This is a genomic window from Candidatus Poseidonia alphae (assembly GCF_943787815.1).
GTDB classification, from domain to species: domain Archaea; phylum Thermoplasmatota; class Poseidoniia; order Poseidoniales; family Poseidoniaceae; genus Poseidonia; species Poseidonia alphae.
Map to the genome: position 1 here is coordinate 19,003 of NZ_CALSNW010000001.1, position 17,072 is coordinate 36,074.

At 49.5% G+C, this 17,072-nt stretch carries 18 protein-coding genes; 11 read left to right on the top strand and 7 right to left on the bottom strand.

The features are described 5' to 3' along the window. Window positions 1-16: 16 nt before the first annotated feature. The 3 genes from AAA857_RS00105 to AAA857_RS00115 are packed head-to-tail and all read right to left on the bottom strand — an operon-like array spanning window position 17 to window position 2,256. Complete coding sequence (locus tag AAA857_RS00105; protein WP_338171823.1) at window positions 17-628, bottom strand: vitamin K epoxide reductase family protein; 612 nt, start codon at window positions 626-628, stop codon at window positions 17-19. Continuing rightward, window positions 629-1,300: a hypothetical protein gene (locus AAA857_RS00110; RefSeq protein ID WP_338171825.1), complete on the bottom strand. Its 672-nt coding sequence runs from the start codon at window positions 1,298-1,300 to the stop codon at window positions 629-631. It abuts the gene before it with no gap. Then, window positions 1,297-2,256, bottom strand: coding sequence for an NAD-dependent epimerase/dehydratase family protein (locus tag AAA857_RS00115; protein ID WP_338171827.1), 960 nt, complete (start codon window positions 2,254-2,256; stop codon window positions 1,297-1,299). Before AAA857_RS00115 ends, AAA857_RS00110 begins: the two co-directional genes overlap by 4 nt. Before the next feature lie 128 nt (window positions 2,257-2,384). Between AAA857_RS00115 and AAA857_RS00120 the strand changes: the two genes are divergently transcribed. Both AAA857_RS00120 and AAA857_RS00125 read left to right on the top strand, forming a co-directional pair. Then, entirely contained in the window at window positions 2,385-2,633 is a 249-nt protein-coding gene (locus AAA857_RS00120) for a hypothetical protein (RefSeq protein WP_338171829.1), read from the top strand. Between the two features lie 215 nt (window positions 2,634-2,848). After that, window positions 2,849-3,739: a glycosyltransferase family 2 protein gene (locus AAA857_RS00125; protein WP_338171832.1), complete on the top strand. Its 891-nt coding sequence runs from the start codon at window positions 2,849-2,851 to the stop codon at window positions 3,737-3,739. Here the strand turns inward: AAA857_RS00125 and AAA857_RS00130 are convergent. Continuing rightward, window positions 3,736-4,017, bottom strand: coding sequence for a DUF2116 family Zn-ribbon domain-containing protein (locus AAA857_RS00130; RefSeq protein ID WP_338171834.1), 282 nt, complete (start codon window positions 4,015-4,017; stop codon window positions 3,736-3,738). The two genes, AAA857_RS00125 and AAA857_RS00130, sit on opposite strands and share 4 nt — an antisense overlap. A gap of 9 nt (window positions 4,018-4,026) precedes the next feature. Beyond that, the gene (gene pyrH / locus AAA857_RS00135; protein ID WP_338171836.1) at window positions 4,027-4,734 is read right to left on the bottom strand and encodes a UMP kinase; all 708 of its coding nucleotides are present in this window, start codon (window positions 4,732-4,734) and stop codon (window positions 4,027-4,029) included. A gap of 127 nt (window positions 4,735-4,861) precedes the next feature. Here pyrH and prf1 point away from each other — a divergent pair, with 127 nt between their 5' ends. Next, a complete protein-coding gene (gene prf1, locus AAA857_RS00140; RefSeq protein WP_338171840.1) occupies window positions 4,862-6,109 on the top strand; it encodes a peptide chain release factor aRF-1 in 1,248 nt (415 codons plus the stop codon). A gap of 9 nt (window positions 6,110-6,118) precedes the next feature. Beyond that, the gene (gene argS, locus AAA857_RS00145) at window positions 6,119-7,882 is read left to right on the top strand and encodes an arginine--tRNA ligase (RefSeq protein WP_338171843.1); all 1,764 of its coding nucleotides are present in this window, start codon (window positions 6,119-6,121) and stop codon (window positions 7,880-7,882) included. Here the strand turns inward: argS and AAA857_RS00150 are convergent, their stop codons facing one another. Then, complete coding sequence (locus AAA857_RS00150) at window positions 7,883-8,998, bottom strand: GTPase (RefSeq protein ID WP_338171846.1); 1,116 nt, start codon at window positions 8,996-8,998, stop codon at window positions 7,883-7,885. It abuts the gene before it with no gap. A 110-nt stretch (window positions 8,999-9,108) separates the two neighbouring features. On the opposite strand from AAA857_RS00150, the gene AAA857_RS00155 reads away from it, so the two are divergent. The 3 genes from AAA857_RS00155 to AAA857_RS00165 are packed head-to-tail and all read left to right on the top strand — an operon-like array spanning window position 9,109 to window position 10,146. Further along, entirely contained in the window at window positions 9,109-9,552 is a 444-nt protein-coding gene (locus tag AAA857_RS00155) for a hypothetical protein (RefSeq protein ID WP_338171848.1), read from the top strand. 5 nt (window positions 9,553-9,557) lie between these two features. Beyond that, a complete protein-coding gene (locus tag AAA857_RS00160; RefSeq protein WP_338171850.1) occupies window positions 9,558-9,800 on the top strand; it encodes a 4a-hydroxytetrahydrobiopterin dehydratase in 243 nt (80 codons plus the stop codon). 4 nt (window positions 9,801-9,804) lie between these two features. Then, window positions 9,805-10,146, top strand: a complete 342-nt coding sequence (locus tag AAA857_RS00165) for a (2Fe-2S) ferredoxin domain-containing protein (protein WP_338171853.1) — start codon at window positions 9,805-9,807, stop codon at window positions 10,144-10,146. Here the strand turns inward: AAA857_RS00165 and AAA857_RS00170 are convergent, their stop codons facing one another. Next, a complete protein-coding gene (locus AAA857_RS00170; RefSeq protein WP_338171855.1) occupies window positions 10,147-10,557 on the bottom strand; it encodes a translation initiation factor IF-2 subunit beta in 411 nt (136 codons plus the stop codon). 99 nt (window positions 10,558-10,656) lie between these two features. On the opposite strand from AAA857_RS00170, the gene AAA857_RS00175 reads away from it, so the two are divergent. The 4 genes from AAA857_RS00175 to AAA857_RS00190 all read left to right on the top strand — a co-directional run bounded on the left by AAA857_RS00175 (window position 10,657) and on the right by AAA857_RS00190 (window position 17,072). Further along, window positions 10,657-11,241, top strand: coding sequence for an orotate phosphoribosyltransferase-like protein (locus AAA857_RS00175; RefSeq protein WP_338171857.1), 585 nt, complete (start codon window positions 10,657-10,659; stop codon window positions 11,239-11,241). A 9-nt stretch (window positions 11,242-11,250) separates the two neighbouring features. Beyond that, the gene (gene lysS / locus AAA857_RS00180) at window positions 11,251-12,855 is read left to right on the top strand and encodes a lysine--tRNA ligase (RefSeq protein ID WP_338171860.1); all 1,605 of its coding nucleotides are present in this window, start codon (window positions 11,251-11,253) and stop codon (window positions 12,853-12,855) included. A gap of 89 nt (window positions 12,856-12,944) precedes the next feature. Continuing rightward, on the top strand, window positions 12,945-14,150 hold the full coding sequence (locus AAA857_RS00185) for a hypothetical protein (RefSeq protein WP_338171862.1): 1,206 nt from the start codon (window positions 12,945-12,947) through the stop codon (window positions 14,148-14,150). A gap of 63 nt (window positions 14,151-14,213) precedes the next feature. Further along, the gene (locus AAA857_RS00190) at window positions 14,214-17,072 is read left to right on the top strand and encodes an MMPL family transporter (protein ID WP_338171864.1); all 2,859 of its coding nucleotides are present in this window, start codon (window positions 14,214-14,216) and stop codon (window positions 17,070-17,072) included.

The window sequence follows — 17,072 nt, forward strand, 5'->3', positions numbered from 1 at the left end:
AAAGGCCTCTTGACAATCAAACATCGGCGTCGGTGGTTGTATCGTCGTTCCATTCTCCACGCTCATGCATGCGAGAGATGGTCCAGAAACCGAACAAAGCAATGACGTTGGCAACGTGAGCGGTGGTGCAGTACTGGCATATCTTCCCCATGGCTACCTCGTAGGAGATCAACAATCCAATCACCGGCAGACCGAGTAGGGTCAGATACATTCCATACTTGGAATACCGTTCGGCCCATAGAGCATCGGGTTCCTTAGAAATTGAGTTCGCCAGGAACATCAGTACGCCAAAAGCAACCATTCCAATCATACCCCAAGATAGGCCAAACAATGGATCGGTGTTGTAGGCAACATTTCCAAGGACATCATCGCATGAAAACACCGTTGCGCTTGAGCAAACTGAGCCCCCTTCACTGATTTTGTTTGAAATCCAAAGGGTGTGAACAGAGATTGCAAAGCCGACCAGAAGAACGATATTCAATCCCAAAAGCCGTTGCCGGCGAGGAATTTTCAACTTTGGCCAATTAGCAGAGAGGGTATTGCCCAAGCTCGAACCAAACGATGTTAGCAGTAGCGTCCCGAACAAGAGCGGCACGATGTAAAGCATCAAGATGATATTAGCGTCCATTTACTGTTCACCGCCTACAATTCTTATGATGGCATCCCCTACTTTTTCACTGGGGTTTTCAGATGAGACCCAAGCCACAATACCATCGGGTTGAATGAGGTAATATGCTGGTGTTCCTGGCACCTTCCATTCATCCATGTTGTCCAAGTCCAAATCGTCAATGTACGTGAAATAGTGAGGATTACCAGGACGGGTTGTACAATCGCCCTTAGCGCATGTTTCTTCACCCGATTTATCTCTAAAGGCAATGATTTCAGACCGACTGCTTTCGTGACCTGGAATGTTGAGTTCACCGACATTTGCGACGAAGTTTACGACTGGACCGTCCCACTTCTCAGCTCCTGTCTTGGAAAAGTAATCTGCAGCTTGGCCTGTTTCAGAGGCGGAATCCCAGCAGAATCCACAGTCCGTGTCGATGAATTCAACGACGAGCCACTCGCCAGTATCGTCACCTGCTGACCAGTTATCAACCAGCCAGTCATCCATATTAAATTCGGTCCAACCGGTTCCGTTGTAACTTAGACCTTCCAACGCAGGTGCGCGTTGTCCTTCCTTAGTCCCGCTTGCGATGGGGTCGGTAGTAAATGCCAAAAACATGATTGAGGCAAAGAAAAGTGCCATGATTTTGATGGCTGTGTCGGTTCGTATATCGGCTTCTTCATCGTATTTCATGATTCATTCCCCATTCCAATTTCGTCGAGTAAAACAGATGCAGTATATCGAATCGCATCCTCGCTGTTCATGCGGACATCAAATCCACTTTCTAACATTTTGTCAATAGCAAGACGAGCACGAGGCACATCTCCAGCCCAACCTCGGTCACCACCGGTGTATTCGATGCTTGCATCATTGCATCCAGTGACCTCAACCACGATTTCAGCAATCCGACGAACTGAAGCAGTATCGTGGCTTCCGAGGTTGTAGAGATTGAGCGGCTCATCGGTCTTCCCCATCACGTGGAGAATAGCATCAGCACAGTCTCCAACTTCCATGTAGGACTTTTCTTGACGACCGTTACCTAAGACCTCAAGTCGGGTTGGGTCGGCTTTGAGTTTGTGAATGAAATCAAAGATCACACCGTGTGTACCTCGTGCTCCGATAATGTTAGCAAAACGGAAAATCCATGCTTGGAGCCCGAACGTACCAACCCAACTGCTGATCAATCCTTCTCCAGCTTGCTTGCTGGCACCGTACAGCGAAATCGGCATACAGGGGCCGTGATTCTCAGGAGTGGGGAGTGGTGCATTTTCGCCGTAAACAACGGAACTTGAGGCAAAAGCGATTTTCTTGACATCGTTCAGTCGCATGGCTTCGACGACGTTGTATGTGGCGATGGTCCCTTGTTGAAGGTCGGTATCAGTGACTCGAGTACCAAGGCGAATATCGGGATTAGCAGCCAAATGGAAGACGCATTCAATCTCCATTGACATGGCCTTCTTGACATCTTCAAGATGACAGACGTCACCGTGAACCATCGTTGCCGAACCCGATTTCAAATGATGAGAAATGAACGATTCTTGACCGCTTGAAAGATTGTCCAGAACAACCACATGGTCGCCGCGTGCGACCAAGCGGTCAATGAGGTGGGACCCAATAAAGCCAGCTCCTCCGGTTACCAAGGCTCGCATAGTCAAAGCACCAAGGGCGCCGGTATAAGGGGTTAGGTATTGAGTTCTGTAACACTCATGCAAGTCATTCATAACCGTTGACGAGCAGCGATTTGGCTCTGAGAAGATGTCTCGGAGGAGGTGAAAACGTGAAGAAAAACGCAACCATGAACGAAGATGAATCGGTCGATTCCAATGTATTGGTCGGGTATGTCCGCCGCAGCAACGCTGGAGGGGCTCTCAAAGTATCCATCAATACGGCGGCATTTGCTGATTGCAACACTTACATGACAAGCGATGGTCAATCCTATGTCCCCCTGGTCATTTCCATCGCCGCCCTTAACAAGGTGCTGTCAGGTGATCGTGCGGTAACAACCATCGCCCAACTGCATGACTGAGGAGAGCATTGAACCTATGTCAGACTTACTTGATCTACCAAGATGAAGTCAGCGCCCGTTGGTCGTCTTCGGCCGGCCATCGGGCCCCATGCCCGTATTTCGGGAGGGATTGGATGAAAAAACGAACACACCTATATAGAAGGGAGAATCGGGTTTTATTTGTGACAACCATCACTGACACGGAGCCTTCCAAGAGGCCTTTCGTCGTTGCGGGCATGCCCATGTACAACGAGGAGGAGACCATTGGCTCGGTTGTAATTCGTGCTCTTCGCCACGTCGACAAAGTGGTTTGTATTGATGATGGTTCATCTGACGCCAGTGCTCGAATCGCAGAGGCATGTGGCGCAATCGTCGTCAGACATCGTATCAATCGGGGATACGGCGGGGCGCTCAAAACACTCTTCATGGAAGCCTTGGAAATGGACGCTGATGCCTTGGTTTTGTTGGATTCAGACGGACAGCATGAAACCCATGACATCCCCAACATGCTCGAACCGATTCTTAGTGGAGAAGCGGATTTCACCATCGGCTCTCGCTTCGTAGACGGGGGCGGTGGAACGGACATGCCTGCATACCGTAGACTTGGTATCAAAGTCATTACAGCAGCATCGAACCTTTCAAGCGACCTTGACATCAAAGACACTCAATCTGGATTCCGTGCATTCTCACGCATGGCTCTGGAACGACTTCGATTTGACTCCGAAGGTATGGAATTGTCTCTCGAAATGTTGGAAGACGCTCGGGAAAAACAACTTCGTGTTCTCGAGGTCCCCACCATCATCCGTTATGACGTACCCAAGGGTTCCAATTTCACAGCCGTATCCCACGGATTTACGGTCCTCACATGGGCCATGCTTTCACTGTCTCAAAAGAAACCACTCTTGGTATTGGGAATCCCTGGATTTGGACTTCTAGCAACCGGAGCAGCCATGGGGATGCAGACCGCTCAAGGATTCACCACTCAGCTTGACAGTGTCATCGGAGACGGTATTTCTGCTGTCTGGATCGGGGTCTTAGGACTGGCATTGATGGCCACAGGCCTGGTGTTGCAAAGTGCACGTGGATTCTTACGCCACCTTCTTGTCCGTGAATTCGGACTGGACTAACCCAACAATCGTATTGCAAGCGAAATCAGATAGGGCGCTGCAAAGAGCCCAAAGAAGATGAACATGAAAATCCTCACCGTTCGTTGGTTTTTGTCGTCTGCAATGTTTTTATCGATGCAATCTTGTTCTTTACACACCCTTGGTTCGGAAGAAAGAGGGATGGGCTGAAAGCAGATACGGCAGTGCTTGTGAGGTTGCATTTTATTGTTGGAGAGCGACCCCGCAAATTGGCTGGATTTTTTCGCTACCATTTCCTTCACTTTCTTTGCATTCACCATAACGCTCACCTATGCTTTGATGGTCGTACCTACGAAAGGCTTGCCTTCTAAGGCATCGTCAAGAAGCCCGATATCTCTGCCGTCAAGTACCGCCAAATTCATTCCCGAGTCCATGGCTGCTTGAACCGCCATGGGGTCAACGACCGCAGAAGCGCCCGGCTCAAGTGGAACCCCCACCCCGGTTATAGCGCCGAGTTCATCCAGTGTGATTTCGGTCAATGCTTCAGCATCGTCATGATGACGTGGGTCTTTGGAATAGACGTGTGACACGTTCGTAGCGATGATGCAGTGACGGGCTTGGACAGCGCCTGCCAAACGAACAGCGACCGTGTCGGTGGTATGTCCAGGGACCGTACCGCCCATCACGACAACATGGTGCGAATCCATCAGAAGTCGGGCATCTTCAATCGTATGCGGGATGGTAAGGGCTACATCGCATCCAATCTCAGCAAGAATTTGTTGGAGAACGGTAGCATTGAGTCGAGTGGCTGCAATTCCGATTTCGTCAAGTCGATGGGCCGATGAAATCATGGGGGCGGCGAGTTCAATTCCTTCACGAGCAGGGAGACCTCCACCGACCACTAAGGCCAGTTTCCGACCGTTTCCCTCCAAATGGACGACGAGTTGCCTGAGACGAGCCATCCAGGTTTCCCGCTGAGCCGCTTCCTCCGGACGGAGAAGACTACCACCCAATGCAACGACATGGCGAATGCTCATGACTCCTGTGCTACGCGGCCATCCTTTCATCCTATCCCCGAACAAGGGCTGTCAAACCCTAGGACAGAACAAAGGCAGGCGAGGTTTGAAGTGCCCCACCTAGACCCACACATGGGAGGCGTAGCAAGTGGCGGACGATGCAAAACAATCAGCGCGACGGCTCCGTCTCAAACTCGCTTTGGAAGAACTTCGTGAAATGAAGGGATTCGGAACAGAGCTTGTCACATTGATCATCCCACCTGACCGCCAGGTTTCAGATGCTCGCCAAATGCTTCAAAACGAACACGGTCAGGCTGCAAACATCAAATCAAAAGGAACGCGTAAAAACGTCCAAGGTGCTATTGAATCCGCCCTCTCCACCCTCTCCCGTTACAAAAATGCAGGTGAATTCGGCATCGCCATCTTCGTTGGCTCAATCATCATCGGCAACAACAAGAATCGTATGATTAGCGTCGTCATTGAAGACCCTCCCGAACCCTTGCTGTCCTTCCGTTACCGATGTGATTCAAAGTTTGAATTAACACAATTAGAGGAAATGCTCATCGACAAAAAATCCTACGGTTTGTTTGTGATTGACCGCTCGGAAGCAGCCTACGGGATCGCTTCAGGAAAACGGATTCACGTGCAGGAACATCTTGTTTCCAACATCATGGGCAAGCACCGACAGGGTGGTCAGTCTGCCCAACGTTTCGAACGATTGATTGAAGAGGCTGCACACAACTTTTTCAAACGAGCCACAGAACATGCTAATGCGTATTGGCTCCCGCATTTGGAAAACATCCAGGCCATCATTATCGGTGGACCTGGCGCAACCAAAGACTTCGTGGTGAAGAACGATTACTTCCACCACGAAATCGTCAAAAAGATTGCTAAAACTCACTTTGACGTCGGCTACTCAAACGAATCCGGTGTTCGGGAACTCGTTGAAAATGCAGGAGCAATGATGGGTGAAATTGAATTGGACGCTGAGCGCCAAACCATGAACCGATTCTTGGAAGAACTGATACGCCCTCATCCGAAAGCAACCTACGGTGAAATGATGGTAAAACGTGCATTGGATGAAGGTGCAGTCCACAAATTGTTGTTTTCTGAAGGATTGAAAGCAAAGGATTTGAAGGTCCATTGCAAAAAGTGCAAGCATGAATGGGACCAGCGGGTCAAGAAGGCCAGCGAGGATATATCGTGCCCCGAATGTGCAGCATCCGGTGAGGCGATGAGAGTGCTTGAAACCGTTTCAGTCTTTGACACGCTAAGCAAGAACGCTGAAGCAAGCAATACAGAAGTGATCATTATTTCAACAGACACTGAAGAAGGATCTCAACTGATGCTTGGATTCGGTGGACTTGCAGCAATATTGCGCTATCCTTGGATGTGAAGTGATCTCATGCAGATGCTAAAGCGAATCGTTCAACCCCTCATCATCGAAGCCCTAACGAACATGGGCGTAGAACAAATGCCTGTTGAAAAGATGCTTCAACCGTCAAGAGAACTTGACCAAGGCGACCTCGCTCTACCGTGCTTCCCTTTTGCAAAGCGGTTGGGAATGGCTCCTGCTGAAATCGCAGAACAACTCGCACAACATGTTGCAGAACATCCTGCAATTGGAGAAGTGAGCGGCGTGAACGGCTATCTAAACATCCGAGCAAATCCAGCATGGATTGTAGAGCAATTGATGGAATTTGGAACTCAGGGCTCCCATCCATCTCCAAACCGCAGTGTTCTCATTGAGCACACCTCAGCAAATCCAAACGGTCCGTTTCACGTTGGCCGCGCCCGCAACGCCATTTTGGGCGATACGTTGGTTCGACTGCACCGGTTGTTTGGAAACGATGTCACGGCTGAATACTATGTTGATGACATGGGCAAACAAGTCGCTGTTCTCGCTTGGGCATTGGAACACCTATCGGCTGAAGACGTGGAGGCTCAATTGGTTGGTCGAGAGCCAGTTAATCCCTCCTGGAAAGGAAAGGCAGACCATGAACGGGTCCGATGGTACCAAGCCGCACAAGCACTCCGCCAAGGAGAAGAAGCCGCTGAAGAAATTGAGAAGAGCATTGGAACGATGGTCCATGCAAGTGAAAACGGTGATGAGGCCGTACTCGCTTCGTTTCAAGCTGCATACCAGCCGGTATTGGAAGGAATGCTCTCCACATTGGGCCGCCTTGGAATTCACTTCGACCGATTCACCAAGGAATCCATTTTTGTGACCAACGGTGATGTTGGCCGCCTCATGGAACGACTAGGAACGCTTGAAATCAACGGCGAAGCCGACAATGGAGCTCAATACCTCGACCTCGGCGCCCGTGGACTGAAGGGTAAAACTGAATTCTTTTACCGACGAGGTGACGGCTCCTCGCTTTATGCTACCCGTGACATTGCTTACCACATGTGGAAATGGACCCAAGGAGGTGACCTCATCAACGTGCTTGGTGAAGACCATAAACTTCAAGCGAAACAAGTTGGAATGACACTGGAGGAACTTGGAGAACAACGCCCAGAAGTTGTCTTTTATTCATTTATCAAACTCCCAGAAGGGAAAATGTCAACCCGTCGTGGAAACGTTGTCTTCATGGATGATTTGCTGGAGGAAGCAAAAGAGCAAGCAGCGGTAGTGGTCCGAGAACTTCGTCCACATTATGAAGATGAAAAGATCGCTACCATCGCAGAGGCAGTAGGCACCTCAGCGGTCCGATTTAACATCATCAAGGTAAGTCCGGAGAAAGGATTCACCTTCCGCTGGGAAGACGCACTTACCTTTGAAGCGGGTTCAGCACCGTTCATCATGTACAGCCATACACGAGCGTGTTCAATTCGCAAGCGAGTTGAAAGCGAAGTCGGGCCAATTAACACCGTCCTCAAGGGAAATACTGAGCCTGAGAATGAATTCTCTGATGGCTTGGTTGCCCTCCTTAGGGTTCTCGCTGTCCATCAAGACCGAGTGGAAAAAGCAGTCAATGACCATCGCCCCCATTTGTTTGCCGAACACATGCTCCATCTTGCCAACGCATACAATGCATTTTACCGAGACTGCCACATCCTTACCGATGGCGAAGTGAACGGATTCTACCTGTGGCTTTCCGAACTTGCACGAAGCATCATGAAAGATGGTATGGAAGGCCTTGGCCTTGTAGCCATTGAAGAAATGTGATCATTGGTCGTTGCGGTGCCATCCTTCTGGAAGGGCCATTGGATCGTTGGGCCGAGCCGCTTTCACTTTACGAACGATTTCAAGTCGCATGGAATCCATCCCGACGAATTCAGTTGCAGACATCGTAATTCTTCCTTTAGGGTCCAACAAAAACGGCAACTCAGGTTCACCTTGACCGCCGTTTGCGTTCCACTCTTCCTCAGCCGCTTGAACTTCATCCCACATTTCAGGGAGCGGTTTGAGCAAATCCGCTTTGGAGGTAACCACCAGTAATTCGGTTTCAGGCAGCAAGGTTTCAACTTCCTTTAACAAACTCATTTGCTCTTCATAAGACGTGCCACATGATTCGCTTTCATCCACCAAAAAGAGGACCAGAGAACCAACGTGTTCCAAGGCGGCAATCGCTTGCATCTCGATGTAGTTTCGTTCATTCATAGGTCGGTCCAACAGACCTGGCGTGTCAACCAGCTGATATTGGAGCCTGCGATGGACAAAATGCCCAACGTGAATTTGCTTGGTTGTAAATGGATAATGGTTGACTTCCATGTTGCCCGAACTCAATGCTGAAATGAAGGCAGACTTACCAACGTTAGGCGCTCCACATACCACAACACAAGGAAGAATTGGGTCGATTTTAGGAAGGCGCTTCAGTGTCTCTCTTGCCTCGCTTAGCCAAAGTAACGAAGAACTTACTTGTCGCATGATGGATGAAATACGTCCGTAGGCTTCCCTTCGAGCATCGTGCATTAATTCGGTACGGCCCGTACGAATAATCTTCTTAGCATTCTGTGAAGCAATCCGTAATACTTGCTTCCCAGCCCATTGAAGGGCTGCGAGGTTTTTACGATAATCATCGCATCCTACACAAGCATCGATCATTGCAATATCAAACAAAGGCGATTGGTCAAGCGATGGCCAAGCAGCCACGAGTTCAATGAATTGATTGGAGATGACATCGGCTGCGGTTTGGACCATACGGGTCATCTGTTTTCGCACACGAAACACACGAACAGGGTCGTCAACTCGGTCAGCCGCTTTCTTGGCTCGAGAGAAGGCTTTGTCGAGCAATTCGTCTTCCAGTAAGACGGTGCTCAACGTTCGCCAAGATACTTTCATGTTCTTCCCTCAACTCATGCCCGTGGCCCGCACTTCAAGAAGTCACCCGTCCATTAGGCCTCTTTAATATGAAAGGGGAGGTTCAAGTACGCTCGCCGATTCACCAAGACATGGCGAAGAAGAAAACGGGAACCGGACTACCTGAATGGGCGCAACCAATGTGGAAGGACTTGGGTTCACCCGACCTTGACGAGTTAGCATCGGTTCACACTGGAGACCTTCTTGAACGCCGTCATGGGCTTCGCAAGGATGATTTCATCGAAGTCCACATGAACGTTCAAGCATTCAGCGACCCTGAAGATGCTTACATTCGAGGCAGACTCCTCTCCAGCGGTAAAACCAGTTTGGAAATCCTCGGCGAAGACGGTCGCAGTCATTTTGTGGCTCGTGAAGTCATCGTTCGAATCGTACTTGTAGCGCACACACGGCCAGCGTACATCGATGATGATCATTTGCTGGCTTACGAGCGAGAAGACATGAAGCGTCGTTCAACCCTTCACGAAAAGGTGGAGAAGCAGACCAAAGGGAACGACGATTCACATCTCTGGGGTTGAAATCAATGGACCTTCCAGAGGGTTGGGAGGAAATTGACGGACGGCTCATGCATGAAGCGGCCTTTGAGGATTTCAAACAAGCCAAATCCTTTGTTGATGAAATCTCCGACATCTGCGAGGAACATGCTCATCATGCAGACATCCACTTTGGATGGGGCTATGTCGTGATTGAATTGATGACCCATGACGAGCAGGCGATTACAGAGAAAGACATCCGCCTAGCCAAAGCGATTAACGCACTCAGGTGAGCATATGCCGAAGGACCCAAAAGGACGCAAAGAACCAGGTTTCATGCGCCATGCATTCGTCTGTGCGCACGAACGACCCGAAGGAGCGGCTCGACCATCGTGCCTCCCTAAGGACAGCATGAGCATGATGCGAGAACTCAAACAATCGGTTCGTGATAAGGGCCTCAAGGGCGTTCGAGTCCAGAAATCCGGGTGCCTCGATCACTGTGAATTCGGACCGACATGCGTTGTTTACCCCGAAGGAACATGGTATTCACTTGAAGCGGACGGCGCATTTGATGCCGTTCTCAAACATCTGGAGACGGGTGAAGTCCAGGTGAAGTTCACACTTGACCTCAGTGAGTGATCACAATTTGACTGGCCGAGTCGCACCGCATGCTTGACACTTGAGCAGGGTGGTTCTGTCTTCACGGATGAAATGTGTATCCGGTGCCGAACATTGACTGCACTTGATGTAAGTGTTCACGTAGCTAGCAATCGTGTTCTTAATTCGCTTTGGAGGGATTCGCCCCTTAAAGCGTGCACGAGGGCCGTCACGGGAACCGGATGTACCCAGATCGTTCAAGATGTATTGGTAGACGTGGTTTTCATCCCTGTCCATCATCGAAACAACATCGTTGAAGTTACGAAAAATTGTGTTTGAACCCTCGATGAGGATTTGTGGAGCAGGCAATCGCCAACGTGACCGACTGGAGATTTCCTCTGGAATGTTCTCACGGGCACGGTCAAGGAGGGACTCGTAATCAAAGTCGGCCATGATTCGTGGCCGGCCTCCCACCCTTCAAGACTTTCGCCCAGCGAGGTATTTACAGGAAAGCATTCATGTGGGTCAAACCAACCCGTTGAAATGAGCATCATGGTGTTAAGCATTGAAGAACTGAAGGTCCTTGCAACCAATCTACGAAAAGAGGGGTTGAACACTCAACAAATAGCAGATGAATTGTCCCTTTCTCAAGACACCATTACTTGGCTGTTGACCGGAACCGGAGAAAAAGACCGGCCGAGTGATGTTCGTATCGGTTGGAGAACGCTTGGAGTCCGCCCCCACCGCATCGCGTCGATTGGAGCCATTATGGCCGATGTTGCCGATGAAGAAATCGGCCACGACGACATTGATACCGTGGTTGGAATTTCCATCAATGGAATCGCATTTGCTTTTGAGGTCGCCCGCATGCTTGAATCGGACATGACCGTTTTCCGCACGACTGATGAAGGAGCAGGTAGCGGTTCACTCTCTACAAAATACGGGCAGGTCGCTGGTAAACGAGTGATCATCATCGACGACGTTCTCTCATCCGGAATGACAATGTCAAAAACCATCCAATCCATTCGGGATGCAGGCGGCGATGTTGCCCTTGCAGTGGTTCTTGTCAACAAAACAACTCGAAACGAAATCGATGATGTACCTCTTCGTGGATTGATTCGTGCCGTTGCTGTGTGAGATGATGTCATGCACTGGTCCGACGTCATCGCGAAACGGCTCGCTGAGAGTGGTAGCGACCACATTATTGCAACCGGAATCACACCGAGTGGCGAATTCCACATTGGCCACCTCAGGGAAATTCTCACGGGAGACATGATTACACGGGCAGCCCGTAGAGCAGGACTCAATGCAGAATTGGTTTTTGTCGTAGATAATGCGGACCCGTTGCGCAAGGTCTATCCTTTTTTGGACCCATCCTATGAAGAATTTATTGGCCACCAACTCGGTGCAATCCCTGCCCCAAACGAGGACGGAAAGCCCGATTGGGACCGCTTTAAGAGCGAAGGCTGGTCGTATGGCGACCACTTTCTCGAACCTTTTCTCAAGGCCCTCAAGCAAATCGGGGTTGAACCTCGGTTAATTCCAAACCTCACATCGTACAGAGAAGGGAAATTTGCAGACGCCGCCAAAAAAGCATGCGATAACCCCGATGCGATCCGAGAAATCATCGAACGAGTATCTGGAAGAGAACTTCCAGCAGATTGGTTTCCCTGGCAGCCGATTGACTCCAAAGGTTCACTCGATGGCCTAACGATCACTGGATACGAATATCCGATGGTCACGTGGACGGACCAACACGGTTCAATGGGACAATCCGACATTACCAAGGGTGAAGGGAAACTGCCTTGGAGATTGGATTGGCCGGCCAAATGGGGATTCAATAGCATCACCTGTGAGCCGTTCGGAAAGGACCATGGGGCCGCTGGTGGCTCGTTTGCGACGGGAGTTGAAATCGCTGCCTTTTTCGGCCATGAACCGCCTCAATCCTTGGTCTATGAATGGATCAGCCTTCGTGGGAAAGGAGCGATGTCATCCTCGACTGGAAACACGGTTGGGCCGATTGAGGCGCTTCGCCTTGTCCCGCCCGAAATCCTTCGCCTTTTGATCGCAAATTCCAAACCGAATAAGGCTATAGAATTTGACACAGGAATGGGTTTAGTCAATCTTGCTGACGAATATGAACGACTTTCTTCAAGGGATTTCGTCGAAGAACGTTCCAATGATACATTGAGCAGAAGGCAACGCGTCCAAATTGAAGACGCAGAAGCTGCCCTACGACTGTCCATGGTATCTGCTGGAGAGCAGGCAGAAGCGACTTCAGTGAGTTTTCGACACCTCGCACTTCTCGCTCAAATCAAACCGGATGACGATGGAATTTGGTCATCGCTCAAAGAATCAGGGGCGATCTCGGGACCAACATCGGTTCTCTCCGACCGACTCAAGAGGATGCGAGCATGGATTGAATCCAAACACTTCCCCGAAGAAATGCGAATCATGATACTCACCCAACCGGATGAGACATCCCTCTCTGGATTGGATGATGAACAACGGAAGGTCATACCCCATATTGCTGCTGAATTAGACGCTGCTGAATGGACGGCCGAGGGCATTACACTCGCCTTCAAAAATGCAGCATTGCATGCTGAGGCACCCATGCGCTCCATGTACAGAGCGTGCTATGCGATGTTTATGGGAAGCGAACGTGGTCCTCGTTTAGCCCCCATCTTAGCAAATTGTGTTCGTGAAGAAGTGTGTACGTTGGCCAAGGCTTGCGCTGCCCAATTATCGTAATCGCCACATCCATGCACCCACTAAGAAGCGGTCCTGCATCAAGAGTTTGAGACATACCCTTCAAAAGGAGTCACTTACCTTGGGAGCATATGGGAGGGGTGTATTGTCCGACATGTGAGGCAGGTGTTGAAGTCACCGCCAAATTCTGCCTCTCCTGTGGACACGACCTGTCACTTCAGGGCCCAATTACCGCCACTGGCCACGATTTAAACCAACTCAAGGATGTTATTCGTATCCGTGACGACCTTTCGATGGCGCAAAAATTTGACATGATTGCCCAAGTTGAAGATGGAGCCGACCCCATTGCACTCGGCATAGCCGCAGCAGCTGATGTTGGAGAAAGTGCATTGAACGAAGCATTTGAAGCACCGACCTCAGCAATGGAAATCGCCCCCGCCCTCCAAAACATCAACTGGGGAAACTCGGCAGCAGATGCTGCCATTGATGCGATCGCATCCTCACAAGTTGGTGACTTGAAGGCAGCGGGAACCTTTGACCTCGAAAACGAGGTATTTGTTGAAGCGATGGACCTTGGCCTGAAAGCGAGTATCCATCTCATACAAGCCTCACAAGGTGACCCTCAAGCGTTAACCTCAGAGGCATTGAAGAGCGTACCAATCATGGTCCCTCCAAAGAAGAGCTTTTGCCCCAAATGTGGTTCGGACATCCATGCAAATGCATTGCTGCAATGGAAGAAGTGGACCGAAACCGCTCATTCATTCCTCGCAATGCAACTCGAGGCGTCCATGAAAACCTCTCTGATGTACCTTTCTTCAACCTACCAAGATAAAATTCAAGACCTCAAGGACCAACTTTCCGATGCAAAGAGTGCCACTGCACCGGCTTCCGAAGTGGATGAGGAAAAGCTTCGCAAGAAGATTGAGAAAGAAATTCGTAAAGAACTTGAAGCAGAAGCCAAAACATCTGCTTCATCGTCCAAGGGCAAAGGCGCTGCGAGTACCGCCTCCAAACCAAAGAAAAGTTCAGCCCCAACAAAACCCAAAGCGAAATCAGGAGGCATGTTTGGCGCTAAGAAGCCGAAGAAAACATACGAAGGAGAACCAGGAGGTAAGGCCGAATGGTTCCTCGAAGAGGCCTTGGACACCGTCTACGACCCGCATGGAACCGGTAAACCCATCAAAGCAGCCATGATTCTTGCAAGATCGTCTGAAGGTAACGTTCGAGTTCGTGATGTTGTGCGCGCCTATGCAGTAGAAGGAATGGATGGAATCTCAGAACTTGCACATACAAGTCCACTTACGGATTACCTCATTCAAGCCTTTGACGCTTGTTGAGAAGGAAGCATTTGATGCTCGTTCTACGGAATGATTCTTGAGCCACCGTTGTATGGGAGCATCATGAAGAGCGAAGCCTCCGGCTTGGAAATCGTTCTTGAACAACTCTCACAGGCCAATCAACGTGTAAAACAATGGGCCAATCTACGCCTTGATGGCCTCTATTCCAATGTTTTGAAATCCCCTGGAACCATACTGGTATTGCTTCTCGTCATCACCGGTATTTTTGCCCAACAAGGGATGTCATTTCAACAGCAAATTGACGATGACGTGGAGATCTTCCTCCCCGATGGAGCCCCTTCGACCGAGCTTCTCCTTGAAGTTCGTACTGAATGGTCCACTGACCTTGCCATCATCTACATACAAACGCCCAATGCGTTCAACACCGCCGATTCTACGAACATCACTGAGGAAAACTTCCTGAAAGAAATCAGTTGGATTGAAGGGGATTCCACCAACATTAACAGCGACTCTCGAGGAAGAGGAATCGATTATGACAAGTTTGACCACGGCAGGAAAGACGGTGTGCTTTGGATTATTTCTCCTGCTCAAGTCATCAAGGAAATCAATTCATCCGATGGCCGTTTCAATACCGCCCTCTGCGCCAACATTGTCAACGAACGTGTACCGCTATCGATTGATTGCAGTCAAGACCAAACTGGGGGAGAATACAGCATTCCTGACCAAGACCGGATTGACCAAATCATAGAAGAATCCGAAGGAGGATTTGACTCGTTGTTCAAGGATACGAACGACATGGATCCAACGGTTGACAGCGATGGCGATGGAAACTACACCAATGACATGGATGGAGATGGTATTTGGGACACAACGGCCATTGTTGTCGGCATGCACCATGACCCAAGCGTGACCAATGAATTCAGTGATTTTTCAGAACTTTTAAAACACTTCCAGGAGGTCATTGATAACCGGCCAACCGACTATCAAAATACCGAAATGACCGTGACGGGATTAACGAAAGTCCTCGAAGACATATCGGATGCAATCTATGAGGACCTGTTGATGATTCTACCGTTTTCAGTATTGTTCACGATCCTCATCATCACCTTCCTGCATCGGTCTGCAAAAGTCGTCGTCATCACTGGAACTCCGATTATGATGGCTCTTGCAATTACCTTCGGTACGTCGGTCATTCTTGACATCACGCTCACACCAATGATTGTAGCCACCTTCCCGATTCTTATCGGGCTCGGAGTAGATTATTCCCTCCACATGGTGAATCGCATCGAGGAGGTGCGGCGAAAGGAAATAGACAAGGCTCACGATGAAAACGAACGTAGGCGAAAGCGAGGGGCGCATGAATTGGAAGTACCCGACCTCTGGGACCTTGATTTTTACAAATCCTGTGTGATGGAAATGACCCGTTCAACCGGTGTTGCTGTATTCCTATCCGCGCTTACTACCATCGTTGGTTTTTCAGTACTCATCGCTCCTGCAATCGTCCCCATTTCTCCAATTCGATCCGTTGGAATTACACTTGTTATCGGAATTTTTTCAACCCTTATCCTCAGTATTATCCTTGTACCAACCCTGTCTTGGTTGCTGAAATTCAACAAAAGAAGCAATCCATCTGTTTGGAGAAACATCGGCAAATTGCCGGTCCGAGGATTCCTCGTATTGCTGGTAATCACCGCTGCAGTCACCTCCTACGGAATCGCAAACCTAGACGAAATGAACAAACCCATCACTGGTTCATCGGAAGCTCCCGACGGAATCGATTCCCTCAACTCCCTCGCTGAGTATTCCCGTCAATTCAGCAGTGGACAAACATCACTGTTCATCTACGATGCTGCTGAACGGCCCAACCTCAACGGAACAGAAAACATCAGAGACCTCCCTGTTCTTGATTCAATGGATTCCATAGAAGGTGCCATCGACCAAGTCGATGAAACATCAACGACAAGCATCATCACGTTCCTCAAAACAATACCTGCAACAATAACCCTCGCCGACGGAGTGAGTGTAGGCGACGGCTCTCTCTGGGATTTACTTCATGACCCGTGTTGGGACAGTCAAGAAATTTTAGACCTTAACTGCCCTGGATGGACCTTGATCCCTGTTTCGGAACGCGAAGCCCTAAGAAAAGACATGGTCAACGTGGCTTTTGACACGTTGTCAGAAGAGGTTCGTTCAATGCTTCTCAATGAAGACGGAGACAAAGCCATCGTCTATGTGACTCAGCCTTACATGAATCTCAACGTAGCGGGAGAACTAAGGGATGAGATCGATGAAATTCTAGGCGATGGGCCTATATTACTCAATACAAGAACTTCCTTACTTACCGGTGGACTCCCTGTATCTCTAGATATCAACGATGGAATTCATGACACACAGAGCAAAACAACGATCATCACGCTGCTCGTCCTTACGATTCTTCTTGCGATTGTATTCCGCTCCCCAAGACTAGGGATTTACACGATGATTCCGGTGGCCGTGGTCATCTTATGGCAACCACTTCTCATGCAAAGCGGGGACGTTAATGTTAATATTTTCACGGCGATGATCGGGACGATTGTCTTTGGAATTGGAGTCGACGATGCCATTCACGTCATGCACAGAATACAGGAAGAGGGGGAATCGCCTCATGGCATTGCATCTGCGATTGAAGAAACAGGGCAGACCATTTTTGAAACGACCATCACCACTGTTTCAGGCATTGGAGCGGGGTTCTTGGCGGCATTCCCTGGTCTTGAGAATTTCTTCATGTTGATGTGTCTCCTCATCATCTTTGCATTCCTCACAAGTTCCTTCCTACTGCCGGCGATCATTACAGCAGAACATGTTGCGAGAGCAAAGATGAACGGCCATCCCTCTTGGATTGACTTTGGAGATGGAATCGCAGTTTCGCAACCTGAGGTCATGAAATCACTTGACGCCATAGTCATTGAAGAGCCCATTTGA